This window comes from Streptococcus equinus, from assembly GCF_049393735.1.
GTDB classification, from domain to species: Bacteria; Bacillota; Bacilli; order Lactobacillales; family Streptococcaceae; genus Streptococcus; species Streptococcus equinus_G.
Genome location: NZ_CP185946.1, coordinates 1,744,165 through 1,769,588, shown reverse-complemented (window position 1 = coordinate 1,769,588; position 25,424 = coordinate 1,744,165). Strand labels below are relative to the sequence as shown.

23 protein-coding genes are annotated in these 25,424 nt (G+C 38.5%); 21 read left to right on the top strand and 2 right to left on the bottom strand.

From position 1 onward, the window contains the following. Positions 1-111: 111 nt before the first annotated feature. The 4 genes from dapD (at position 112) to ACNTMY_RS08835 (ending at position 3,480) form a co-directional block, all read left to right on the top strand. Positions 112-810 (top strand): 2,3,4,5-tetrahydropyridine-2,6-dicarboxylate N-acetyltransferase, encoded by a 699-nt coding sequence (gene dapD, locus ACNTMY_RS08850; RefSeq protein ID WP_423216167.1) that lies wholly within the window; start codon positions 112-114, stop codon positions 808-810. Positions 811-867: 57 nt separating this feature from the next. After that, on the top strand, positions 868-2,004 hold the full coding sequence (locus tag ACNTMY_RS08845; protein ID WP_423216166.1) for an N-acetyldiaminopimelate deacetylase: 1,137 nt from the start codon (positions 868-870) through the stop codon (positions 2,002-2,004). A 280-nt stretch (positions 2,005-2,284) separates the two neighbouring features. After that, the gene (locus tag ACNTMY_RS08840; protein WP_423216165.1) at positions 2,285-2,812 is read left to right on the top strand and encodes a 5-formyltetrahydrofolate cyclo-ligase; all 528 of its coding nucleotides are present in this window, start codon (positions 2,285-2,287) and stop codon (positions 2,810-2,812) included. After that, a complete protein-coding gene (locus ACNTMY_RS08835) occupies positions 2,809-3,480 on the top strand; it encodes a rhomboid family intramembrane serine protease (protein WP_423216164.1) in 672 nt (223 codons plus the stop codon). Before ACNTMY_RS08840 ends, ACNTMY_RS08835 begins: the two co-directional genes overlap by 4 nt. A gap of 50 nt (positions 3,481-3,530) precedes the next feature. Here the strand turns inward: ACNTMY_RS08835 and galU are convergent, their stop codons facing one another. Then, a complete protein-coding gene (gene galU, locus ACNTMY_RS08830; RefSeq protein WP_423216163.1) occupies positions 3,531-4,451 on the bottom strand; it encodes a UTP--glucose-1-phosphate uridylyltransferase GalU in 921 nt (306 codons plus the stop codon). A gap of 58 nt (positions 4,452-4,509) precedes the next feature. Continuing rightward, positions 4,510-5,526 carry an NAD(P)H-dependent glycerol-3-phosphate dehydrogenase gene (locus ACNTMY_RS08825; RefSeq protein ID WP_423214176.1) on the bottom strand — a complete coding sequence of 339 codons (1,017 nt, stop codon included), beginning with the start codon at positions 5,524-5,526 and terminating at the stop codon, positions 4,510-4,512. A gap of 203 nt (positions 5,527-5,729) precedes the next feature. Here ACNTMY_RS08825 and ACNTMY_RS08820 point away from each other — a divergent pair, with 203 nt between their 5' ends. The 17 genes from ACNTMY_RS08820 to jag all read left to right on the top strand — a co-directional run bounded on the left by ACNTMY_RS08820 (position 5,730) and on the right by jag (position 25,313). Further along, positions 5,730-6,497 carry an epoxyqueuosine reductase QueH gene (locus tag ACNTMY_RS08820; RefSeq protein WP_024344390.1) on the top strand — a complete coding sequence of 256 codons (768 nt, stop codon included), beginning with the start codon at positions 5,730-5,732 and terminating at the stop codon, positions 6,495-6,497. 246 nt (positions 6,498-6,743) lie between these two features. Next, a complete protein-coding gene (locus ACNTMY_RS08815; protein ID WP_423216162.1) occupies positions 6,744-7,190 on the top strand; it encodes a dUTP diphosphatase in 447 nt (148 codons plus the stop codon). A gap of 33 nt (positions 7,191-7,223) precedes the next feature. Then, positions 7,224-8,585 (top strand): DNA repair protein RadA, encoded by a 1,362-nt coding sequence (radA, locus tag ACNTMY_RS08810; RefSeq protein ID WP_033153501.1) that lies wholly within the window; start codon positions 7,224-7,226, stop codon positions 8,583-8,585. Positions 8,586-8,703: 118 nt separating this feature from the next. After that, on the top strand, positions 8,704-9,201 hold the full coding sequence (locus ACNTMY_RS08805) for a beta-class carbonic anhydrase (protein ID WP_423216161.1): 498 nt from the start codon (positions 8,704-8,706) through the stop codon (positions 9,199-9,201). 28 nt (positions 9,202-9,229) lie between these two features. Beyond that, positions 9,230-10,156: an aldo/keto reductase gene (locus tag ACNTMY_RS08800; RefSeq protein WP_423216160.1), complete on the top strand. Its 927-nt coding sequence runs from the start codon at positions 9,230-9,232 to the stop codon at positions 10,154-10,156. A 178-nt stretch (positions 10,157-10,334) separates the two neighbouring features. Continuing rightward, complete coding sequence (gene gltX / locus ACNTMY_RS08795) at positions 10,335-11,792, top strand: glutamate--tRNA ligase (protein WP_423216159.1); 1,458 nt, start codon at positions 10,335-10,337, stop codon at positions 11,790-11,792. 221 nt (positions 11,793-12,013) lie between these two features. Then, positions 12,014-13,180 (top strand): CynX/NimT family MFS transporter, encoded by a 1,167-nt coding sequence (locus tag ACNTMY_RS08790; protein ID WP_423216158.1) that lies wholly within the window; start codon positions 12,014-12,016, stop codon positions 13,178-13,180. Positions 13,181-13,452: 272 nt separating this feature from the next. After that, the gene (locus tag ACNTMY_RS08785) at positions 13,453-15,432 is read left to right on the top strand and encodes a peptide ABC transporter substrate-binding protein (protein WP_423216157.1); all 1,980 of its coding nucleotides are present in this window, start codon (positions 13,453-13,455) and stop codon (positions 15,430-15,432) included. A 60-nt stretch (positions 15,433-15,492) separates the two neighbouring features. After that, positions 15,493-16,992 (top strand): ABC transporter permease, encoded by a 1,500-nt coding sequence (locus ACNTMY_RS08780; protein WP_423216156.1) that lies wholly within the window; start codon positions 15,493-15,495, stop codon positions 16,990-16,992. Further along, a complete protein-coding gene (gene oppC / locus ACNTMY_RS08775; RefSeq protein ID WP_423216881.1) occupies positions 16,992-17,918 on the top strand; it encodes an oligopeptide ABC transporter permease OppC in 927 nt (308 codons plus the stop codon). Before ACNTMY_RS08780 ends, oppC begins: the two co-directional genes overlap by 1 nt. An 8-nt stretch (positions 17,919-17,926) precedes the next feature. Continuing rightward, a complete protein-coding gene (locus ACNTMY_RS08770) occupies positions 17,927-18,994 on the top strand; it encodes an ABC transporter ATP-binding protein (RefSeq protein ID WP_423216155.1) in 1,068 nt (355 codons plus the stop codon). After that, a complete protein-coding gene (locus ACNTMY_RS08765) occupies positions 18,987-19,916 on the top strand; it encodes an ATP-binding cassette domain-containing protein (protein WP_423216154.1) in 930 nt (309 codons plus the stop codon). Before ACNTMY_RS08770 ends, ACNTMY_RS08765 begins: the two co-directional genes overlap by 8 nt. Before the next feature lie 200 nt (positions 19,917-20,116). Continuing rightward, entirely contained in the window at positions 20,117-21,307 is a 1,191-nt protein-coding gene (locus tag ACNTMY_RS08760; protein ID WP_021143227.1) for an argininosuccinate synthase, read from the top strand. A gap of 290 nt (positions 21,308-21,597) precedes the next feature. Next, complete coding sequence (gene argH / locus ACNTMY_RS08755) at positions 21,598-22,980, top strand: argininosuccinate lyase (protein ID WP_423216153.1); 1,383 nt, start codon at positions 21,598-21,600, stop codon at positions 22,978-22,980. 151 nt (positions 22,981-23,131) lie between these two features. Beyond that, on the top strand, positions 23,132-23,491 hold the full coding sequence (gene rnpA, locus ACNTMY_RS08750) for a ribonuclease P protein component (protein WP_024344384.1): 360 nt from the start codon (positions 23,132-23,134) through the stop codon (positions 23,489-23,491). After that, on the top strand, positions 23,475-24,290 hold the full coding sequence (locus ACNTMY_RS08745) for a YidC/Oxa1 family membrane protein insertase (RefSeq protein WP_423216152.1): 816 nt from the start codon (positions 23,475-23,477) through the stop codon (positions 24,288-24,290). The genes rnpA and ACNTMY_RS08745 overlap by 17 nt, the downstream gene beginning before the upstream one ends. Positions 24,291-24,302: 12 nt before the next feature. Next, positions 24,303-25,313, top strand: a complete 1,011-nt coding sequence (jag, locus tag ACNTMY_RS08740) for an RNA-binding cell elongation regulator Jag/EloR (RefSeq protein WP_423216151.1) — start codon at positions 24,303-24,305, stop codon at positions 25,311-25,313. The last annotated feature ends 111 nt before the right edge of the window (positions 25,314-25,424 follow it).

Genomic DNA, 25,424 nt, shown 5'->3' with positions numbered 1-25,424 from the left:
TAATAATATACAATTAACTAATTTTGAATTGGAAGGAGTAGGGTGTTTGGCTTGGAAAGTCTTTGTATCAGGATTTTCCTAGGCCTTTGAAACGCTCTTGGTATCTTAAATATGACTGCACAAAAAATGACGGCTCAAGAGATTATTGCTTTTATTGGGAATGCTGAGAAGAAGACAAATGTTAAAGTAACGTTTGAAGGTGAACTTGCTGCAGCTGTTCCAGAAAGTGTCATTAAGCTTGGCCACGTGCTTTTTGGTGACTGGAAAGATATTGAGCCGCTTTTGGCAAACTTGATTGAAAATAAAGATTATGTTGTTGAACAAGACGGTCGCAATTCAGCTGTGCCATTGCTTGATAAACGCCATATTAACGCTCGTATCGAACCAGGTGCCATTATTCGTGATCAAGTGACTATTGATGATAATGCGGTTGTCATGATGGGTGCAGTTATTAACATCGGTGCTGAAATTGGTGCAGGTACGATGATTGATATGGGTGCTGTTCTCGGTGGGCGTGCTATTGTTGGTAAAAACAGCCATATCGGTGCAGGAGCTGTCCTTGCTGGTGTGATTGAACCAGCTTCAGCAGAGCCAGTGCGCATTGGGGATAATGTCCTTGTTGGTGCCAATGCTGTTGTCATCGAAGGTGTCCAAGTTGGTAATGGTTCTGTCGTAGCAGCGGGAGCTATTGTTACCAAAGATGTTCCAGAAAATGTTGTTGTGGCTGGCGTTCCCGCTCGTATCATCAAAGAAATTGATGCTAAAACACAACAAAAAACAGCACTCGAAGACGCTTTGCGCAATTTGTAATAATAGATTCAAAGGCTTGAGAATTTTCTCAAGCTTTTCACAAATAAAGGAAAACATATGACTTTAGATTTAATTAACATTCGTCGTCATTTACACCAGATTCCAGAAATTGGCTTGGAAGAATTTAAAACGCAAGCTTACCTTTTAGAATGCATAGCAGACATAACAGCTGGAAGAGATTTTGTGGAGCAGCGCACTTGGCGTACTGGTATTCTTGTTTTTTTGGAGGGTTATGCACCTGAGAAAACAATTGGTTGGCGCACTGATATCGATGCTCTTCCTGTGGTTGAAGAGACTGGCTTACCATTTTCTAGTCAGCACGAAGGGCGCATGCATGCCTGTGGACATGATATGCACATGACCGTTGCACTTGGCTTGTTAGATGAATTGGTGCAAACACAACCAAAGAACAATCTACTCTTTCTTTTTCAACCAGCTGAGGAAAATGAGGCGGGTGGCATGCTCATGTATCAAGAAAATGCATTTGGCGAGTGGAAACCAGATGAATTTTACGGGCTACACGTCCGACCTGATTTTAAGGTTGGGGATATCGCGACAAATACCTCGACTCTTTTTGCAGGCACTTGTGAGGTGTTGATAACTTTCAAAGGAAAAGGTGGTCATGCGGCTTTTCCACATGAAGCAAACGACGCCTTGGTTGCTGCAGCTTATTTTGTCACGCAAGTGCAGACAATTGTCAGTCGAAATGTCGACCCGATTCAAGGTGGCGTCGTCACTTTTGGGTCATTTCATTCGGGGACAACGAATAATGTCATTGCAGAAACAGCGCAGCTGCATGGTACCATTCGCACTTTGACCCAAGATATGAGTCTTCTCATCCAAAAACGTGTTACTGAGATAGCTAAGGGAGTTGCAGCAAGTTTTGGAATGGAAGTTGATATCAATCTTAAACAAGGTGGCTATTTACCTGTTGAAAACAATCCTGAATTAGCGCGGGAGGCTATGGATTTCTTTAGAAATAGGGAAAATGTGAACTTGATTGACTGCCTACCAGCCATGACTGGAGAGGATTTCGGGTATTTGTTGCACCAAATTCCTGGTGTCATGTTCTGGCTAGGCGTGGACACGCCATATGCTCTGCACCACCCTAAAATGAGCCCGAATGAGGACGCTCTTTCCTTTGCAGTTGCTGAAGTATCAGCTTTTTTAAAGAAAAAAGTAAATTTATCATAAAATAAATGAGTTTGAGAATCTCTCAAACTCATTTTTTAATAGAAAATACAAAAAAGCCGCTATTGGGAGCTAGCGGCTTAAAAAGGGAAGGACATGATTTTTCAACCATGTCCAGGAGATTTATGAAAAGGGAATAACTCCAAAAGAGCCAATTCCCAGCGGTTTGGGAGAACCGCTATTTAGGATAGGTATAGTATAGCGGAGAAACCTTAAAGAAACCTTAAAGTAAATTTTAAGGTTTTTCCAGAGTAAAACCGCGGTTTTGTGTTATCATAATAGCATGGAAAAAGAAGCCTTACGAAAGAATATTCTTGCCAATTTGAAAGGACAAGATAAACAGGATAAAGCCTTGATAGATAAGGCTTTGTTAGATGATTTTATACAGACAAAAGCTTACAAAGAGGCAAAGACAATTGCGACATATTTGGCTTTTGATTTTGAATATGACACCCAACTTTTGATTAATCAAGCACAAAAAGACGGCAAAAAAATTCTTATTCCTAAAACTTATCCTAAAGGGAAAATGATTTTTTGTGCTTATGACCCCGAACATCTGGTTAAAACTAAGTTTGGCTTATGGGAGCCTGCTTGTGGAAAACCTGTGGATAAATCTGAAATTGATTTGATTCATGTGCCAGGTGTGGGCTTTAATCACGATGGTTACCGTATTGGATATGGCGGCGGTTTTTACGATAGATATTTAAAAGATTATAAAGGAAATACGATTAGTACGATTTATGACTTTCAAAAGGCTGACTTTCAGCCAGATGGTCATGACGTAGCTGTTAAGGAGGTATTGAGTCGATGAAAAAAGTTATCAAGGAAAGTCCTGTGACGATTTTTTTGCTGGCATTGACGACACTTGTTTTTGTAGCCATGCAATTGATTTATTTTGGCAATGCAACATCTACCCAAGCGATTTTTAATTCTGGTGGTATGTACGGCGCTTATGTCATGTACGACCATAGTCAATTATGGCGTTTGGTGACACCGATTTTTGTTCATATCGGTTGGGAGCATTTTTTCTTTAATGCTTTAACGCTTTATTTTGTCGGACAAATGGCAGAGCAAATCTGGGGACATCATAAATTTTTGGCTTTGTATGTTCTCTCAGGCGTAGTAGGTAATATCTTTACTCTATTTTTCACGCCAAACGTTGTTGCTGCCGGAGCTTCAACATCCTTATTTGGTGTCTTTGCGGCAATTATGGTTGCTGGATATTTTGGTAGAAATCCTTATTTGAAAGAATTGGGTCGCAATTATCAAGCACTCATCTTGATTAACTTGCTGTTTAATTTATTCACGCCAAGTGTCGGGATTGCAGGGCACATTGGTGGACTTGTTGGTGGTGTTTTGTGTGCCATCTTTTTACCAACTCTTGTGGAGAAACATATGTTTAAACCATGGCAACGTTGGCTAGCGTTGGCAGCTTATGTTGTGCTAAGTGTGCTTTTGACTATGATTTCATTGCATTAAAAAAATTCCTCTAGATATTATCTAGAGGAATTTTTTTAATTTATAGTATATTATTTAGAATCTTTTTTGTCTGATTGACCTTCTAATTTTTTACCTAAATCGATAAGATATTGTTTCATGTTATCTTTGATTTGTGGGTGTTGAAGGGCATAGTCAATTGATGTTTTCATGAAGCCGAATTTATCACCGACATCATAACGGTCACCGTTAAATTGACGAGCAAAGACGCGTTGAGTTTTGTTCAATGTATCGATGGCGTCTGTCAATTGGATTTCGTTACCAGCTCCAGGTTCTTGAGTTTCAAGAATATTGAAGATTTCTGGTGTAAGAAGGTAACGACCAATGATAGCAAGGTCACTTGGTGCATCTTCAGGTGCTGGTTTTTCAACGAAAGTATCAACACTGTAAAGACCATCTTTACCTTCGCCTTGAGGGGCGATAACACCGTATGATGAAACTTCTTCGTGTGGCACAGGCATAACAGCGATTGTTGATGCGTGTGTGTTTTCGTAGTCGTTAATCAATTGTTTTGTAAGTGGAACAGCTTTGTCGTTGTTGATATCCATAAGGTCATCACCAAGCATAACAACGAAAGGTTCGTTGCCTACAAAGGCTTTGGCTTGAAGAACAGCATCCCCAAGACCACGTGGGTGACTTTGACGGATAAAGTGAAGATTGATAGCTGTTGTATCGTTAACGAGTTTAAGAAGATCTGTTTTTCCTTTATGTTCCAAATTGTATTCTAGTTCGAAGTTTGAGTCAAAGTGATCTTCGATAGAACGTTTTGATTTACCAGTAACAACCAAGATATCTTCAATGCCTGATTTCAAGGCTTCTTCAACGATAAATTGGATTGTTGGTTTATCAACAATTGGAAGCATCTCTTTAGCGAGTGCTTTTGTAGCTGGCAAGAAGCGAGTTCCGAGACCAGCTGCGGGAATAACGGCTTTTCTAACTTTTCTTGTGTTCATAGAGAACTCCTTTTCATAAATTAACTATGCTGAATTAAATTATACTACAATTTTAATTTTAGTGCCATTCGTTTTCAGAACGGAAGTCATTAGACATCATGCCAAGAATGCTTTCGCGAACGTCAGCACCTTCATAGATAACTTTGTAAATAGCAGTTGTGATTGGCATATAAACGTCTAATTCTTTTGCTAATTCATAAGCAACTTTAGTTGTTGAAATCCCTTCGATAACCATTCCCATGTTTTTCTCGATGTCTTCGAGTTTTTCACCGCGACCAAGAGCGTCACCAGCACGCCAGTTACGTGAGTGAACTGATGTTCCTGTTACGATAAGGTCTCCGACACCAGAAAGTCCGCTGTAAGTGAGTGGGTTAGCTCCCAATTTAACTCCAAGGCGTGTGATTTCAGCAAGTCCACGTGTGATGACAGCAGCTTTAGCGTTGTCACCGAAACCAAGACCGTGAAGTGCACCAGCTCCGACAGCGATGATATTTTTAAGAGCACCAGCTGTTTCCACACCGATAACATCAGTATTAGTGTAGAGACGGAAGTAGTTGTTACTAAATAGTTTTTGAACGTATTTAGCAGCTTCGTGATCTTTAGAAGCGGCAGTGATCAAAGTGATATCACGAACGATTGTTTCTTCAGCGTGACTTGGCCCAGAAACAACAACGATGTCTGAACGTAGTTCAGCAGGAATTTCTTCCTCAAGAATAGTTGAAAGACGTTCGTGTGTTCCAGGTTCAAGACCTTTAGAAGCGTGCATGATAACTGCTTTGTGATCAAGTGTCTCAGCAACTTGTTTTGCAACCAAACGTGTAACTTTTGTTGGAACAACAAACAAGATAGCATCAACGTCTGTAAGAGCTTCTTTTAAATCAAGTGTCGCTTTGATATCTTCAGAGATAACGATATCTTTGAAGTAGCGAGTATTTGTGTGTTTCGTATTTAATTCTTCAATTTGTTCTGGGATATTTCCCCATAGACAAACTTCATGTCCATTGTCGTTTAATACTTGTGCAAGAGCGGTTCCCCATGAACCAGGCCCTAAGACAGCAACTTTTTGTCTTGTCATTTTTACTCCTCTCTTAAACGAGCAAGATTACATTCTCCATTATATCATAAGAGCTATCTGTTTGTCTTTGTTTATTAGAAAAGGTGAGTTTTGTCATATTTTAGTTAAGCTATTATAATAGAAAAAACGTCGATATGTTTTTGTAAAATAACTTGTGGTATAATGAAATGACTTAACAGGAATAGGAAAGGAAGACTTATCTGGTGATTGATTTAGAAGAGATTCTATCTAAGATGAATCCCAATCAAAAAATCAACTATGACCGAGTCATGCAACAAATGGCTAAACGTTGGGCGCAAGAAGAGGTAAGACCAAAAATTCTTGTCCACGTTTGCTGCGCACCGTGCTCTACATATACTTTGGAATATTTGACGCAGTATGCTGACTTGACAGTTTATTTTGCCAATTCAAATATTCATCCAAAAGACGAGTACCTTCGTCGTGCTTATGTGGTGCAAAAATTCATCTCGGATTTTAATGAAAAAACAGGAAATAATGTTGACTTCATTGAGGCACCTTATGACCCATCAGAATATTTTCAAAAGGTTCACGGTCTAGAAGACGAACCTGAGGGTGGAGAACGTTGTACGGTTTGTTTTGATTATCGTTTGGATAAAGCGGCAAAAATGGCGGTTGAGCTTGGATATGATTATTTTGCCAGTGCTTTGACAATCAGCCCGCACAAAAATTCCCAAGTCATCAACAGCGTGGGAATCGAAGTTCAAAAGGTTTATGCGACTAAGTATTTACCAAGCGATTTCAAGAAAAATAACGGTTACCGTCGTTCAGTTGAAATGTGTGAGGAATATGACATCTATCGTCAATGCTACTGTGGCTGTGTTTTTGCAGCAAAAATTCAAGGCGTTGATTTGAATCAAATCAAAAAAGAAGCCAAAGAATTTATGGTCGGAAAAGACGGCGAAAAAGAATTTCCACACATCCGCTTTACATTTGAAGGCAAAGAAATTTAATACAAGAAAAGCAGAATTAGTTTCAAGCTAGTCCTGCTTTTTTAATACTATACCTGACTATAATAGTTACAGAGCTAGAATTTTTTCTTCATATACCTCCCACCTCCACCATTTACGGAATTAAATAGTGTAAGGAAAAATAGTAATAAGTAAACTTTCTTTGTTTCCAAGCAAGGAAAGTTTTTTTGATGAATAGCTTTTATGTTATAATATGAAGATGATTTAATACAGAAAAAAGGAGACAAAATGAGTAAAATTAGAGGGTTTGAATTGGTTTCACAATTCACAGATGAAGCATTGCTACCAAAACGTGAAACAGCGCATGCGGCTGGTTATGATTTGAAAGCTGCGGAAACGACAGAAATCGCACCTGGCGAAATCAAATTGGTGCCAACTGGGGTTAAAGCTTACATGCAAGCTGGCGAAGTGCTTTATCTCTTTGACCGTTCATCAAACCCACGTAAAAAAGGTCTGGTGTTGATTAATTCTGTTGGCGTCATTGATGGTGACTACTACGGCAATACAGCCAATGAAGGTCATATCTTTGCACAAATGAAAAATATCACTAATGAGCCTGTTGTGGTCGAAGCTGGCGAACGCATTGTTCAAGGTGTTTTCATGCCTTTCTTGGTTGCCGACGGTGACGAAGCAGACGGCGTTCGTACAGGCGGCTTTGGTTCAACAGGGAAATAAGATAAGGTAAGAATATTAAGGAGGTAATGAGCTATCGCTAAGAAGAAAACAACGTTTATTTGTCAGGAGTGTGGCTATCATTCTCCGAAATATTTAGGGCGTTGTCCAAACTGTTCATCTTGGACATCTTTTGTCGAAGAAGTCGAAGTGCAAGAGGTTAAAAATGCGCGTGTCAGTTTGACAGGTGAAAAGAGCAAGCCAACTAAGTTGAAGGATGTTAGCTCGATTAATTACTCACGCACAAAGACTGGCATGGATGAATTTAACCGCGTGCTCGGTGGTGGTGTGGTGCCAGGTAGTTTGGTGCTTATCGGGGGTGACCCAGGTATCGGGAAATCAACGCTTCTTTTGCAGGTTTCGATTCAGCTGGCAGAGAAAGGAACGGTTCTTTACGTTTCTGGTGAAGAATCAGCAGAGCAAATTAAACTTCGCAGTGAACGCCTCGGTGACATTGATAATGAATTTTACCTTTATGCTGAGACAAATATGCAAGCTATCCGTGCGCAGATTGAGCAAATCCAGCCTGATTTCTTGATTATTGACTCGATTCAAACGATTATGAGTCCTGATATTTCAGGAGTCCAAGGTTCGGTATCTCAAGTGCGTGAAGTGACGGCAGAGCTCATGCAGTTGGCTAAGACTAATAACATCGCAACCTTTATCGTTGGTCACGTGACTAAGGAAGGGCAGCTTGCTGGTCCACGTATGCTTGAGCATATGGTGGATACGGTGCTTTATTTTGAGGGTGAACGTCACCATACTTTCCGTATCTTGCGTGCGGTGAAAAACCGTTTTGGTTCAACCAACGAAATTGGTATTTTTGAAATGCAATCGGGTGGACTGGTTGAAGTGCTCAACCCGAGTCAAGTTTTCTTAGAAGAACGTTTGGATGGCGCGACTGGCTCAGCTATCGTGGTAACTATGGAAGGTAGTCGTCCGATTTTGGCGGAGGTTCAAGCTTTGGTGACACCGACTGTTTTTGGAAATGCCAAACGTACAACGACGGGGCTTGATTTCAATCGCGTTAGTCTGATTATGGCGGTGCTTGAAAAACGTTGTGGACTTTTATTGCAAAATCAAGATGCTTATCTCAAATCTGCTGGTGGTGTCAAACTTGATGAGCCAGCGATTGACTTGGCAGTAGCGGTAGCTATTGCGTCAAGCTACAAAGAAAAGCCAACAAATCCACAAGAAGCTTTCATCGGTGAAATTGGTTTGACAGGTGAAATCCGTCGCGTCACTCGTATTGAACAACGTATCAATGAAGCAGCTAAGCTTGGCTTTACAAAAGTTTACGCACCGAAAAATTCTTTAGTTGGTATCGATATGCCATCATCTATTGAAGTTGTAGGTGTGACAACTGTTGGTGAAGTTCTTAAGAAAGTTTTTAAATAGAAATGCAGAGGAGATTGCTTCTCTGTTTTTTTGTGGCAAGACGTTTTAAGTGATAAGTTGTCCTAAAAATGTTAAGATGAAAAAAACGCTATCATAGATGCGTGTTAGGAGGACTTTTATGTCTTATTTTGAAAAATTTTTAAAGACCAATCAAGCTTATGCGGATTTGCATGGCACGGCGCATTTGCCACAAAAGCCAAAAACGCATGTCGCCATCGTGACTTGTATGGACTCACGTCTGCACGTCGCGCACGCGCTTGGTTTGGCACTTGGTGACGCTCATATTTTGCGGAACGCAGGCGGGCGCGTGACAGATGATACTATTCGTTCGTTGGTTATTTCAGAGCAGCAACTTGGGACACGTGAGATTGTTGTCTTACACCATACAGATTGTGGCATGCAAGGACTCAGCAATGAAGGTTTTGCCAAGCAGCTTGAACGTGATTTAGGTGTTGATGTTCATGGGAAAGACTTCTTGCCATTTTCTGATGTAGAAGAAAGTGTTCGCGAGGATGTTATGAAACTGCGCAAGTCTCCTTTGATTCCTGATGATATTGAGATTTCAGGCGCTATCTATGATGTCGATACTGGTCGTATTAGTGAAGTCCTTGTTTAGAAGGTAGATTTTTTGAAAGAGGAGAAAGATGAGATATATTAAATTTGGTGAACGTCAGGTAGAAATTTCAGAAGTTGTTTTGGGCTTGATGCGTATTTCAGAGATGACTGTTGATCAGGTTGAAGAATTGATTGAGTCAGCTTTAGCTGTTGGGATCAATGCTTTTGATATTGCGGATTGTTACGGTCACGGAGAGTGTGAACGTATTTTGGGTGAGGTATTGAAGCGTCGTCCCGATTTGCGTGAAAAGATGTGGATTCAATCAAAATGTGGTATTCGTAGCGAAGAGTTCACGTATTTTGATTTTTCAAAAGAGCATATCCTAGAAGCAGTTGATGGTATTTTAGAACGTCTTGGCGTGGATTACATTGACTCACTTTTGCTACATCGACCTGATGCCCTCATGGAACCAGAAGAAATCGCAGAAGCTTTTGATATTTTGAAAGCTCAAGGTAAAGTGATTGATTTTGGTGTCTCAAATCAAAATCCGATGATGATGGAGTTGATTAAAAAAGATGTCAAGCAACCTTTGGTAGCTAATCAATTGCAGTTGAGCGCAGCATTTACGCCAAGTTTTGATGCAGGATTTCATGTCAATATGAAGCAAGATGCAGGAATTGTCCGCGACAGCAGTATTTTTGAATATTGCCGTTTAAATGATGTGGTGATTCAAGCTTGGTCAGTGCTTCAGTTTGACTATTTTGGCGGTGTGTTCTTGGGTTCAGAAAAATATCCTGAATTGAACCGCGTTTTGGAACGTTTGGCAGAAAAATATCAAGTGACGCCGTCAGCGATTGCTATTGCTTGGGTACTTCGCTACCCAGCGCAGATGCAAGCTGTCATCGGAACAACAAAATCTGAGCGCATCGCCCAAGCAGCTAAAGCAGCAGACATTGTCCTAACACGAAAAGAATGGTACGAAATCTATTTGGCTGCAGGTAATGATTTGCCATAGGATGTTTGTGATGATAAACTGGCAAAGTGTGAAAGTGCTTTAAGTATTTTACAGCCTTTAGGCAGTGACAATTTATAGAAAGATATGTTAGAAATCAGCTGTTTTCAGCTGATTTTTTGTTCTAAGACTAAAGATTGTGCTATAATAGAAACGATTGAAATTTTAACAGGAGACGAAAATGCCTAAGAAAATTCGCGTGCGTTATGCACCAAGTCCAACAGGACTTTTACACATCGGAAATGCGCGTACTGCGCTCTTTAATTATCTTTACGCTCGTCACCACGGTGGTGATTTTGTTATCCGTATCGAAGATACTGACCGTAAACGTCATGTCGAAGACGGAGAACGTTCACAATTGGAAAACCTTAAATGGTTGGGAATGGATTGGGACGAAAGCCCACAAACTCACGAAAAATACCGCCAATCAGAACGTTTGGACATCTACCAAAAATACATCGACCAATTGTTGGCTGAAGGTAAAGCTTACAAATCATACGTTACTGAAGAAGAGTTAGCTGCAGAACGTGAACGCCAAGAAGCTGCTGGTGAAACACCTCGTTACATCAACGAATTCCTTGGTATGTCTGAAGAAGAAAAAGCAGCTTACATTGCAGAACGTGAAGCAAAAGGAATCATTCCTACAGTTCGTTTGGCTGTTAACGAATCAGGTATCTACAAATGGCATGATATCGTTAAAGGCGACATCGAATTTGAAGGTGGAAACGTCGGTGGTGACTGGGTTATCCAGAAAAAAGATGGTTACCCAACATACAACTTTGCCGTTGTTATCGATGACCACTTGATGGAAATCTCTCACGTTATCCGTGGTGATGACCACATCGCAAACACACCAAAACAATTGATGGTTTACGAAGCACTTGGTTGGGAAGCACCAGAATTTGGTCACATGACATTGATTATCAACTCTGAAACTGGTAAAAAATTGTCAAAACGTGACACAAACACTCTTCAATTCATCGAAGACTACCGTAAAAAAGGTTACATGCCAGAAGCAGTATTCAACTTCATCGCTCTTCTTGGTTGGAACCCAGGTGGTGAAGATGAAATCTTCTCACGTGAAGAATTGATCAAACTCTTTGATGAACACCGTTTGAGCAAATCCCCAGCTGCATTTGACCAAAAGAAAATGGACTGGATGAGCAACGAATACATCAAGAACGCAGATTTCGATACAGTCTTTGCAATGGCTAAACCATTCTTGGAAGAAGCTGGTCGCTTGACTGACAAAGCTGAAAAATTAGTTGAACTTTACAAACCACAAATGAAATCAGTTGATGAAATCATTCCATTGACTGACTTGTTCTTTGAAGAATTCCCAGAATTGACAGATGCTGAAAAAGAATTCATGGCTGGTGAAACAGTTCCTACAGTTCTTGAAGCTTTCAAAGCTAAACTTGAAGCTATGAGTGATGAAGATTTCAAATCTGAAAACATCTTCCCACAAATCAAAGCTGTTCAAAAAGAAACTGGTATCAAAGGTAAAAACCTCTTCATGCCAATTCGTATCGCCGTTTCAGGTGAAATGCACGGTCCAGAACTTCCAGATACTATCTACCTTCTTGGTCGTGAAAAATCAATTGAACACATTGAAAACATGCTTAACAGCTTGAAATAATAGATAAAAAGCCTGAGTTTTTCTCAGGCTTTTTTGATACTCTCCGCAGTGAATTTAGTCGAAGATATTGAGTTGTATATTTATCTATATTTTATGAATTTTTAGAAAGATTTTAATTGCTTGTGAAAAACGTTTTCTTTGATTTTTCCTATTCTAAAGTACCTCAGTTCCTGTTATAATAGGCTTTAAAAAATTGTTATTTATAAGTTAAGAGGGGTTACATGAAAAAAGACAATTCAATCTTTTTTGTTCCAGGGATTATCTTAGTGGGTGCTGTAATGCGTATTCCTTTTACCACTATCCCAACTGTCCTAAGTGATGTGGCAGATGGTTTGGGTGTCTCTGTGAATTCATTAGGGATTTTAACTAGTATTCCATTGATTATGTTTGCGTTTTGCTCATCTTTGGCACCGCGTCTAGCAGACAAGTTTGGACTTGAAAAATTATTCACTATGGTTTTGGTTGCACTCTTCGCAGGGTCAATCATGCGTGTATTTAACCTTCCAAGTCTGTACATTGGTACGATGATTATCGGTATCAGCATTGCCATGATGAACGTTTTGTTCCCAAGTATCATTTTAGCAAACCAACCGTTTCGTATTGGGTTGTTAACAACGGTTTATACAACAGCTATGGGGATTGCCTCATCAGTTGCCTCATCAGTCGCTGTGCCGATTGTTAAAATGACTTCTTGGAAAGGGCTAATCGTTATCCTTAGTCTTTTGATTTTGATTGCGTTAGCTGTTTGGTTCCCAAATACTTTCCACAATCATATGACAGAAAAAGATGAACACACACATTCTGCATCTCTTTGGAAAAACAAAGCGGCAATTGCCCTTCTTATCTTTGGTGGATTGCAATCACTTCTTTTCTACACAGGGATGACATGGTTGCCAACAATGGCTAGTCAAGCAGGCGTTTCAAGTGAAGCAGCGGGAATTTTAGCTTCAATTTACTCATTGATGAGCTTGCCATTCTCATTGACTATTCCAACATTGACAACTAGTCTTTCAAGTAAAAATCGTAAAATCATGCTTGCTATCGTATCAATTTGTGGTATTGCAGGTACAGGTATGCTCTTGTTCCAAACTAGCAGCTTTACTTACTGGTTGATTGTGAATATTCTTATCGGTATCGCAGTTAGCGCCCTTTTCCCATACATGCTTGTGGCTTTCTCAATGAAATCACATACACCAAGCCAAACAGCACAATTATCAGGTATGGTACAATCAGGTGGATACTTGCTCGCAGCCTTTGGACCAACACTCTTTGGTTATAGCTTTGACCTCTTTGGTTCATGGACAGTAGCGGCACTTTGTCTATTCATCTGTACAGTTGTGATGACAGCAGCACTGTTCTACACAGAACGATTTGAAAAAATTCTATAATTAAGATAATACATATCTCCCTAGCTCAGCTGGGGAGATTTTTTTGCATAAAATTGTTCTAATTTTTGAATATAACGAGTCATAATGTTTTTTTATAACAAAATATGATAGCTACAAATGTTGATATATCAATGATTTTAGAATTTTAAAACAAAAAAATAGAATTTTCTGATATTTTTTGTTTATTTCAGAAGAAGCAAGTGATATAATATCAGTCATAATCTCACATTAAATTGTGTGAAAAATTTAAATATTCCAAAAAGGGGTGCGTTATGAATAAAAGAGGAAAATGGATTTTAAGTGCTGGTGTTGTGCTACTATCTGCATCAGTGCTTGCTGCTTGTGGTAATGGTAAATCCTCAAGCTCTGCAACATCAACTTACAACTATGTCTACAATTCTGAGCCAGTTTCGCTTGATTACATTAAGATGAATCAAACTGGTACAAGTAACATTACAGCAAATCTTATTGATGGTTTGATGGAAAATGACCAGTATGGTGACTTGATTCCATCACTTGCAAAAGATTGGAAAGTGTCAGCTGATGGCTTGACTTACACTTATACAATTCGTGATGACGCTAAATGGTATACTGCTGACGGTGAAGAATATGCAGATGTAAAAGCGGAAGATTTTGTTACAGGTCTTAAACACGCTGCAGATGTTGAATCAGAAGCTCTTTATGTTGTGCAAGATTCAATTAAAGGTTTGCAGGATTATATTGATGGCAAGACAAAAGACTTCTCAACAGTTGGTGTTAAAGCAGTTGATGACCATACTGTCCAATATACGCTGAACGCCCCTGAATCATATTGGAATTCTAAATTAACTTACGGTATTATGTGTCCAGTAAATGCGGACTTCTTGAAATCAAAAGGTGATGATTTTGGTAAACAAACTGACCCAGAATCATTACTTTACAACGGTCCATACTTACTAAAATCAATTACAGCCAAATCTTCAATGGAATTTGAAAAGAACCCGAATTATTGGGATGCTGACAACGTCCATATCGATGATGTTAAGTTGACATATTTTGACGGTTCAGACCAGGACTCACTCTTTAATAACTTTGATGAAGGTTCATATACATCTGCAGCCTTGTATCCATCATCTCCAAGTTATAAAACTGCGGAGAAGAAGTACAAAGACAATATCATTTATGCTCAACAAGACGCTTCAACATTTATGATTTATTTCAACTTGAATCGTACATTGCATAATTTATCAGATAAAACAGATGCGCAATTATCTGATTCTAATAAGGCTATGAACAATAAAGACTTCCGTCAAGCAGTGACATTTGCATTTGACCGTGCTTCATGGAATGCTCAAACTGCAGGTGAAGAAGCTAAAAATAAAGCTTTGCGTAACAGCTTGGTACCACCAGCATTTGTTCAAGTGGATGGCAAAGAATTTGGTGATGTGGTTAAAAGTGACCTAGTATCATATGGTGATGAGTGGAAAGATGTTGATCTTACTGATGCTCAAGATGGTTTGTATAACCCAGATAAAGCAAAAACAGAATTTGCTAAAGCCAAATCAGCTCTTGAATCAGAAGGCGTCAGCTTCCCAATCCAACTTGATTTCCCAGTTGCTCAAACTGACAACGATTCTGTACAACGTGCACAATCATTAAAACAGTCAGTTGAATCTAATCTCGGTAAAGAAAATGTAGTGATTAACCTTAAACAAGTTACAGAAGATGAGTACTTATCAGCAACTTATCAAGCAGAAAGTCCTGAGCAAAATGACTATGACCTAGGATTCTCAGGATGGACACCAGACTATTCTGATCCATCTTCATATCTTGATATCTTTGGTACAGGTAAGACAGCGGCAATGACATATCGTCTTGGTATTTCTTCAGATAATGACGCCTTGATTAAATCTACTGGTCTTGATCAATATCAAAGCTTGCTTGATGAAGCAAATGCTCTTAAAGATTCAGATCAGGTTGATCAACGTTATGAAACATACGCAAAAGCTCAAGCATGGTTGACAGACAGTGCATTAGCTATTCCAACAGTTACTAATGGTGCTCGTCCACAAGTGACAAGAGAAAAACCATTTTCAAGAGCTTGGTCATATGTTGGTATTAAAGGTGGAGCTTATCAATATAAATATCGAAAACTCCAAGATAAACCTGTAACAGCTAAAGAATACGCAAAAGCTCGCAATAAATGGCTTAAAGATAAAGAAAAAGCCAATGAAAAAGCTACAAAAGAATTAGCTAAACACGTGGAAAAATAATGAATGTTCCAAAAGGACTTTCTCTTTAGGGGGAGTTCTTTTGAACTCTTGAGGAAAAGTATGAAAAAATATGTTTTTAATCGAATATTAAGATCCTTAGTTTCTATATTCTTGGTGACAACATTATCATATGCGATTGTGTTTTCGCTTGTTCCCCGAAAACTAATTTTCAATCAAGACCCTAATTACACCAAAATCGCTGTCACACATGATAAAAAAGTTGACTATGAGAACACTGTTTATGAGCGCATGGGTTATATCGACTACCTTAATACTAAAGAGCTTGTTGAGGAAAGTAAAAAAAGCGATAAATCAGTGACTGATAAAGGAACAGCAGCTGATAAGAAATCATATCAAAGCTATCTTGATTCTATTTCTGGAAAGTGGAAGTTAGAGAAATTTGATTCTGGAAAATATTTTGCAACACGTGAAATTCCAATTTATGAACGTCTTTGGAAATTTTATTCTAATTTGATTGTGATTGATCATCCGTGGAAAATTAATGATCCAGAAAATCCAAAATTAGAGCGCTATGTACGTTTTGAAAATGATCCCGCCGTTGGACCAGCGCTTGTTGGATCAGGAACACAGCACAAATATCTCATTTATTTTAATAGCAAGTTCCCATTTATTCATCAAAATATTATTACTTTCAATTTAGGTATTTCATATCCAAGCTTTGCTAATATTCCTGTATTACAGGTTATCACTCAGGGCCAAGGGAAAACTTTAGCACAAGAAGTGACATTCCCAACAGGAGTAACTAAAGTATCATCAGTTGATATTTATACGCGTTCATATAAATCACCAAGTAAGGCTGATGCTCGTGATATTGCAAATTATGGTAAGGGAGATGCTTACACTGCCACTCAAAATAATTACACCGAACCTTCAATGATTTCAAATTCATTGAAAGCAGGTATTGTCGGAATTTTAATTGCATATGCTCTTGGTTTGCCAATTGGTCTTTTAATGGCACGTTATAAAGATGGTATCTTTGACCGCTTTTCAACAGCAACTGTCACTTTCATGCTGGCTATGCCAAGTATTGCTACTATTTACGTGATTCGTTTTATTGGTGCTAATGTGTTTGGCCTACCAGATACATTTCCATTATTAGGTGCTGGAGATATACGTTCTTACGTAATGCCTGCTATCATTTTGGGAATTTTGAGTACACCAGGTATTGTAGTTTGGTTCCGTCGCTATTTGGTGGATTTGCAAGGTAGTGATTTTGTTCGATTTGCGCGTGCAAAAGGTTTGTCTGAAACAGAAATCTGTCAAGATCATTTGTTTAAACATGCTATGGTTCCAATTGTGAACGGTATTCCTGGAGCAATCGTGGGAACTATTGCAGGGGCAACTCTGACTGAGAAAATTTTTGCTTTTCCAGGTATGGGGAAAATGTTGATTGATGCTATTGCTTCTGCTAATAATACGATGGTTATCGGCTTAGTATTTATTTTTGCGGTCTTAGCAATTTTTGCACTTCTTGTGGGAGATATTTTGATGACTGTTCTTGACCCACGTATAAAACTATCATCAAAAGGAGGTAAATGATGACTAATATAGACAAAAGTAAATTTGAATTTGTTGAGTTAGATAGTAGTGCCTCTGAAGTTATTGATACGCCGACTTATTCATATTGGAAATCAGTTTTTAGACAATTCTTTTCTAAAAAGTCGACAATAGCAATGCTTATTTTGCTAATTGCCATTCTTCTGATGAGTTTTATCTATCCTATGTTTTCAAATTTTGACTTCAATGATGTCAGTGATATTAACGATTTTTCAAAACGCTATGTTTGGCCAAATAGTCAGTACTGGTTCGGTACGGATAAAAATGGTCAATCGCTATTTGACGGTGTTTGGTATGGTGCCAGAAATTCTATCTTGATTTCGGTTATCGCTACTGTTATTAATATGGTGATTGGACTTGTTGTAGGACTACTTTGGGGTATTTCTAAAGCAGTTGATAAAATCATGATTGAAATTTATAATGTTATTTCAAATCTTCCATTTATCTTAATCGTCATGATTTTAACGTATTCTCTAGGTTCAGGTTTTTGGAATTTGATTTTGGCATTTTGTATTACTGGTTGGGTTGGTATTGCTTACTCTATTCGTGTTCAAGTGATGCGCTATCGTGATTTGGAATACAATCTTGCTAGTCGTACTTTAGGAACACCAACTATAAAAATTGCGACCAAAAACCTTTTACCCCAATTAGTCTCTGTTATTGTTACTATGGTTTCTCAGATGTTGCCATCATACATTTCATATGAAGCCTTCCTATCTGCTTTTGGTATTGGACTTCCAGTCACTGAACCAAGTCTAGGCCGTTTGATTTCAAATTATTCTTCTAATTTGACAACAAATGCTTATCTTTTCTGGATTCCATTGGCAACGCTCATTTTAGTATCGCTTCCTCTCTATATTGTTGGGCAAAATCTTGCTGATGCTAGCGATCCACGTACACATAGATAGGAGTAAGTATGACTGATAAAAATATAGTTTTAAGTGTTCGAGATATGGTTGTTGAATTTGAAGTTCGTGATCGTATTTTGACAGCTATTCGCAATATTTCAATTGATCTTTATGAAGGTGAAGTTCTTGCTGTTGTAGGTGAGTCTGGTAGTGGAAAATCAGTCCTAACGAAAACATTCACAGGAATGTTGGAATCAAATGGACGTATTGCTAAGGGCTCTATTAATTATCGCGGTCAAGATTTAACAAAAATTAAGTCAAATTCAGAATGGGGAAAAATTCGTGGTGGTAAGATTGCGACAATTTTCCAAGATCCAATGACGAGTCTTGATCCAATTCAAACGATTGGTAGCCAAATTACAGAAGCTATTATCAAACATCAAGGAGCAAGTAAGAGTGAAGCTAAGGAATTAGCGATTGATTACATGAAAAAAGTAGGTATTCCTGAAGCAGAGAAACGATTTAACGAATATCCATTTCAGTATTCTGGTGGGATGCGTCAACGTATTGTCATTGCGATTGCTTTAGCTTGTAAGCCAGATATCTTGATTTGTGACGAACCTACGACAGCCCTTGACGTGACAATTCAGGCTCAAATTATTAATCTTTTAAAAGCATTGCAAAGAGAGTATAATTTCACAACTATTTTTATCACACACGATTTGGGTGTGGTTGCAAGTATTGCTGATAAAGTAGCTGTCATGTATGCGGGTGATATTGTTGAATACGGAACGGTTGAAGAGATTTTTTATGATCCAAAACATCCCTATACTTGGAGTTTATTATCAAGCCTTCCTCAATTGGCTGATGACAATGGTGTTCTCTTTTCGATTCCAGGGACACCGCCTTCATTGTATACACCTATCAAAGGTGATGCCTTTGCACCTCGTTCTAGCTATGCAATGAGAATTGATTTTGAAGAGGATGTTCCGAAGTTTCCTGTATCAGAAACTCATTGGGCAAAAACATGGCTACTTCATCCAGACGCACCAAAGGTTGAAAAACCAGAGGTCATTCAAGATTTACATCAAAAGATTTCTCGAAAAATGATTAACTTGGAGGAAGGAAATGACTGAAAAATTAGTTGAAGTAAAAAATTTAGAAATTTCCTTTGGTGAAGGAAAAAAGAAATTTGTTGCGGTTAAAAATGCAAATTTTTTCATCAATAAGGGTGAGACTTTCTCACTAGTTGGTGAATCAGGTTCTGGGAAAACAACCATCGGTCGTGCTATCATCGGATTGAATGAGACAAGTAATGGCGATATTTTATATGCTGGTAAACGTATTAACGGTAAGAAAACTTCTGCTGAACGCAGTGATTTGATTTCAAAAATTCAAATGATTTTCCAAGATCCAGCAGCTAGTTTGAATGAGCGAGCAACCGTTGATTATATTATTTCAGAGGGCTTGTATAATTTTCATCATTTTGAAGATGATGCTGATCGAAAACGCAAAGTAGCAGAGATGATGACTGAGGTAGGATTATTGCCTGAGCATTTGACACGTTATCCACATGAATTTTCAGGGGGACAACGTCAGCGTATTGGGATTGCGCGTGCCCTAGTCATGGATCCTGAATTTATCATTGCAGATGAGCCAATTTCAGCTTTAGATGTCTCAGTGCGAGCTCAAGTTTTGAATCTTTTGAAACGTATCCAAAGAGAAAAAGGTTTGACTTATCTATTTATCGCTCATGATCTGTCTGTGGTTCGTTTCATTTCAGATCGTATTGCAGTTATCCACAAGGGGGTTATTGTTGAAGTAGCGGAGACAGAAGAGCTATTTAAGAATCCAATTCATCCATATACACGTTCATTACTTTCAGCAGTTCCAATTCCAGATCCTATTCTTGAACGTCAAAAAGAATTAATAGTGTATGATCCAGATCAACACGACTACTCAACAGATAAACCAGAAATGGTGGAGATTCGCCCTAATCATTTTGTTTGGGCAAACAAGGCTGAGTTATCTGACTACCAAAAACGATTAAATAAATAATAAACCTATTCATAGGTTTATTATTTTTGCATAAAACTACCGAATATTTGTATATATACTGTATATTTGTTATAAAATAATAAAAATAGCAAGTTTTTTTGAAAAAATATTCAAAAAATTCTTGACAAGAATATTGAGCGTGTGTATAATTATACACATAAAGTTGATAAAAACACAAAACAAGAAAAGAGAGTATTCCTATGTCAAAAGAAAAAGTTATCCTTGCTTACTCAGGTGGTCTTGATACTTCAGTTGCTATTACTTGGCTCATGAAAGATTATGATGTCGTTGCGGTTTGTATGGACGTCGGCGAAGGTAAAGACCTTGATTTTATTCATGATAAAGCTCTTAAAGTTGGTGCGGTTGAATCTTATGTTCTTGATGTTAAAGATGAATTCGCTGAAGAGTATGTTCTTCCAGCACTTCAAGCTCATGCTTACTACGAACAAAAATACCCATTAGTATCAGCTCTTAGCCGTCCAGTGATTTCTAAAAAATTGGTAGAAATCGCTCATAAAACTGGTGCGACAACAATCGCTCACGGTTGTACTGGTAAAGGTAACGACCAAGTTCGTTTCGAAGTAGCAATCGCTGCGCTTGACCCTGAATTGAAAGTCATTGCTCCAGTTCGTGAATGGAAATGGTCTCGTGAAGAAGAGATTGAATACGCTAAAGCAAATGGTGTTCCAGTTCCTGCTGACCTTGACAATCCTTATTCAGTTGACCAAAACCTTTGGGGTCGTGCTAACGAATGTGGTGTTCTTGAAAATCCATGGAACCAAGCTCCAGAAGATGCTTTTGGTATCACTACTTCACCAGAAGAAGCTCCTGACACACCAGAATTTATCGACATCGAATTCAAAGAAGGTAAGCCAGTCGCTCTTAATGGCAAAGAAATGAAACTTGCTGACCTTATCCAAGAAGTAAATGCTATCGCTGGCAAACACGGTATTGGTCGTATCGACCACGTTGAAAATCGTTTGGTCGGTATCAAATCACGTGAAATTTATGAGTGTCCAGGTGCCATCACTCTTTTGACAGCTCACAAAGAAATCGAAGATATCACACTTGTTCGTGAAGTTTCTCATTTCAAACCAATTCTTGAAAATGAATTGTCAAATCTTATCTACAATGCTTTGTGGTTCAGCCCAGCGACAAAAGCTATCATTGCATATATCAAAGAAACACAAAAAGTTGTCAACGGTACTGCAAAAGTCAAATTGTACAAAGGTTCAGCAAAAGTTGTCGCTCGTAAATCACCAAATTCACTTTACGACGAAAACTTGGCAACTTACACATCAGCTGATAGCTTTGATCAAGACGCAGCCGTAGGCTTCATCAAACTTTGGGGACTACCAACCCAAGTTAACTCACAAGTTAACAACAAATAATATATCTGCGCAAGCAGGAACTAATGAAAAAGAAAAGAAAATATCAGATAAAAGGGGACAGGGAGCTCCATCTGAGACTCTTTTCTTATAACTTACCAAACACTCGTTAGTGTCAACAGAGAGTGGCATCGAGCTTAAATAATGATATCCTGTGAGATTCATTTAAGACATTCGCCCAGTGAGGCAACATATCATAAGTCCTTGGTAGCTCCTAGGACTTATTTATTAATTGAAATAAGAAAAGAGAAAGGCTTTGAACGCCAGCTTTGGTGGTTCATTGTATCAGTGATATGACAACAGAAAATCATAAATTATGGGGCGGGCGTTTTGAAGCAGGTCTTGAAAAATGGGTTGAGGAATTTGGTGCATCGATTTCTTTTGACCAAAAAATGGCAGAATTTGATTTGAAAGGTTCTATTGCACACGTGACTATGCTTGGTGAAACAGGCATTATCACAAAAGATGAATCAGCTCAAATCAAAGCAGGTCTTGAAGAACTTCTTGAAGAATACAAGGCTGGAAAAATTGAATTTGACGTGTCAAACGAAGACATTCATATGAATATGGAAAGTCTTTTGACAGCAAAAATCGGTCCTGTGGCTGGAAAATTGCACACAGCACGTTCGCGTAATGACCAAGTAGCAACAGATATGCACTTGTACTTGAAAGCTAAGCTTGATGAAGTGATTGGAAAACTTGGCAATTTACGTAAGACTTTAGTTGATTTGGCTGAAGAGCACGTTTACACAATCATGCCAGGTTACACGCACCTACAACATGCACAGCCGATTTCATTTGGGCATCACTTGATGGCGTACTACAATATGTTTACCCGTGATAGCGAGCGCTTTGAGTTTAACGTGAAACATGCTGATTTGTCACCGCTTGGTGCGGCTGCTCTTGCTGGGACAACTTTCCCGATTGACCGTGAAATGACAGCGCAGCTTATGGGCTTTGCCAAACCCTATAGCAACTCGCTTGATGCCGTGTCTGACCGTGATTTTATCTTGGAATTTTTGGCAAATAGTTCGATTTTGATGATGCATATGAGTCGTATCTGTGAAGAAATCATCAGTTGGTGCTCAAATGAATTCAAATTTGTGACTCTTTCAGATGCTTTCTCAACGGGTTCATCTATCATGCCACAAAAGAAAAATCCTGATATGGCAGAATTAATTCGTGGAAAATCAGGTCGTGTTTATGGCAATCTCTTTGGGCTTTTGACAGTTATGAAATCTTTGCCATTAGCTTATAATAAAGACCTTCAAGAAGATAAAGAAGGCATGTTTGATACGGTTGAAACCATTACGGTGGCTATTGATATATTGGCTGGTATGCTAAAAACCATGACTGTCAATAAAGAACACATGGCTGAATCGACTGAAAAAGATTTCTCAAATGCGACAGAATTGGCTGACTATCTTGCTAGCAAAGGGCTTCCTTTCCGTCAAGCGCATGAAATTGTTGGTAAATTAGTTCTTGAATGCACAAAGGCAGGTTATTATTTGCAAGATGTGCCGTTTGAACGTTACCAAGAAATTTCTGCTTTGATTGAGGAAGATATCTATGAAACTCTCAAATCTCATACAGCAGTTGAGCGCCGTCACTCTCTTGGCGGAACTGGTTTTGACCAAGTGAAATGGCAAATTGAATTAGCAAAAAATGCTTTATAAAAAATCAATTAACTGTCATTTTGACTTAAAAAACGTTGAGCATAGATTCCAATAAAAATATTTTAAAGATAATAGGCCCAAACTTCTTAGAGGTTAGGGCTTTTTTCGATTTTTATGGTATAATAAAAATAATTTAGAATGGAGTCGTACGTTGAAGAAAACCTATCGTGTCAAAAGTGACAAAGATTTTCAGGCGATTTTTAGCAAAGGATCAAGTGTTGCTAACCGAAAATTTGTCCTTTATCATTTAGAAAAAAATCAGAGCCACTATCGAGTAGGGCTTTCTGTGAGCAAGAAACTTGGTAACGCTGTCACTCGTAATAGCATTAAACGAAAAATTCGACACGTTATCATGGAATTGTCACCAAACTTGATTAATCAGGACTTTGTCATCATTGCGCGTAAAGGTGTCGAGGAACTTGATTACCATGAAGTGAAAAAAAATTTACTGCACGTTTTAAAACTTGCTAATTTATATCAGGAAGGTCTCAATAGTGAAAAGAAAGATTAAATTATTAGGATTAAGTAGTCTTACTTTAGGTCTTTTGGCTGCTTGTGGGCGCAGCGAAGTAACCGCTTCCTCAACAAATGGTTGGGAACAAATCGTTTACTTCTTTGCCAAAGCTATTCAATGGCTTTCAATTAATGGTCGTATTGGTGTGGGGATTATTCTCTTTACAATCATCATTCGAGCAATCTTGATGCCATTATTTAATATGCAAATCAAATCTAGTCAAAAGATGCAAGATTTGCAGCCAGAGCTTAAAAAATTACAAGAAAAATATCCTGGTCGTGATACTGACAGCCGCATGAAGTTGACTGAGGAAAGTCAAGCTCTTTATAAAGAATATGGTGTCAATCCATATGCGACAATGCTTCCATTACTTATTCAATTGCCAATTTTGATGGCTTTGTACCAAGCATTGACTCGTGTTGCTTTCCTAAAAACTGGAACTTTTTTGTGGATTGAATTATCACAACCAGACCCATACTATATCTTGCCTGTCTTGGCTGCTTTCTTTACTTTCCTTTCAACTTGGTTGAGTAATAAAGCTGTGCGTGAGAAAAACATGGCAATGACGATGATGACTTACGTGATGCCAATCATGATTTTCTTCTTTGGTTTCCGTTTGGCATCAGGGGTTGTGCTTTATTGGGCAGTATCAAATGCTTTCCAAGTTTTCCAAATTCTTCTATTGAATAATCCGTTTAAAATTATTGCTAAGCGTAAAGCAGAAGAAGAAGCTGAAAAAGAACGTGCCGCTAAAATTCGTCGTGCTAAGAAGAAAGCGCAAAAGAGAAGAAAGTAAGAGGATAAAAATATGGTAATATTCACAGGTCGAACTGTTGAAGATGCTATTGAAAAAGGTTTGAAGGAATTAAACCTTTCACGTCTCAAAGCTCATATTAAAGTTGTTTCTCGTGAGAAAAAAGGTTTCTTTGGTTTTGGAAAGAAACCTGCTCAAGTAGATATTGAAGGCATTAACGAAGTGACTGCGCACCGTGCTAACCAAAAAGCGGTCAAAGGTGTGCCTGAAGAAGTTAATCAAAAAAATGAACCTGTTTCATCAAAATTCGAAGACACAATGGAACTTCGAAAAGTAACTGGTATTATCAAGAAAATGGAAGAGCGTGGCGAAGTCATCGATGATTCTGTCAAAGAAGACATTGTTATGCACAAGAAAAAAACACAAACCATTCTTGAGGAAGCTGGTCACACAGAAGTTTTAGAAGCTCTTGAAAAAGTAAATGAAGCGGAGGGCGAAAAAACACCTGAAGTTGTCGAAGTTTCAGATGTTCCGAAACCTGTTCGTTCTGAACAAAGCTTTGAAGAATTTGTTGCGAGTGAGTTTCCAGCTCAACGTGAATTGAGTAAAGACATTGAAAAAGCGACTGAAGAAGTTGCTGAATATGTTAAAAAAATCATTTACGAAATGGACATTGAGGCAACTGTTGAGACTAGCCACAATCGTCGCCAAATCAATTTGCAAATCGAAACACCAGAAGCTGGTCGTGTGATTGGCTATCACGGTAAAGTTTTGAAATCTCTTCAATTGCTTTCACAAAATTTCCTACATGACCGTTACTCAAAGAATTTCTCTGTGATTTTAAATGTTCATGATTACGTTGAACACCGCACAGAAACATTGATTGAATTTACTCGTAAAGCAGCAAGCCGTGTGCTTGAAACAGGTAAAGATTATGTCATGGACCCGATGAGCAATAGCGAACGCAAAATTGTTCACAAAACCATTACGGGTATCGAAGGCGTAGACAGCTATTCAGAAGGAAATGACCCAAATCGCTACGTTGTTGTGACAGCTGTGAGATAAAAAAAGCCCTTTAAGGGCTTTTTATTTTGCCGCTTAGCAATTATTTTTAACCGCTTACCGAAAAAGACTTTATTTCAAGACTTTTTTTGATAAAATAATGTCAAAAGGGAG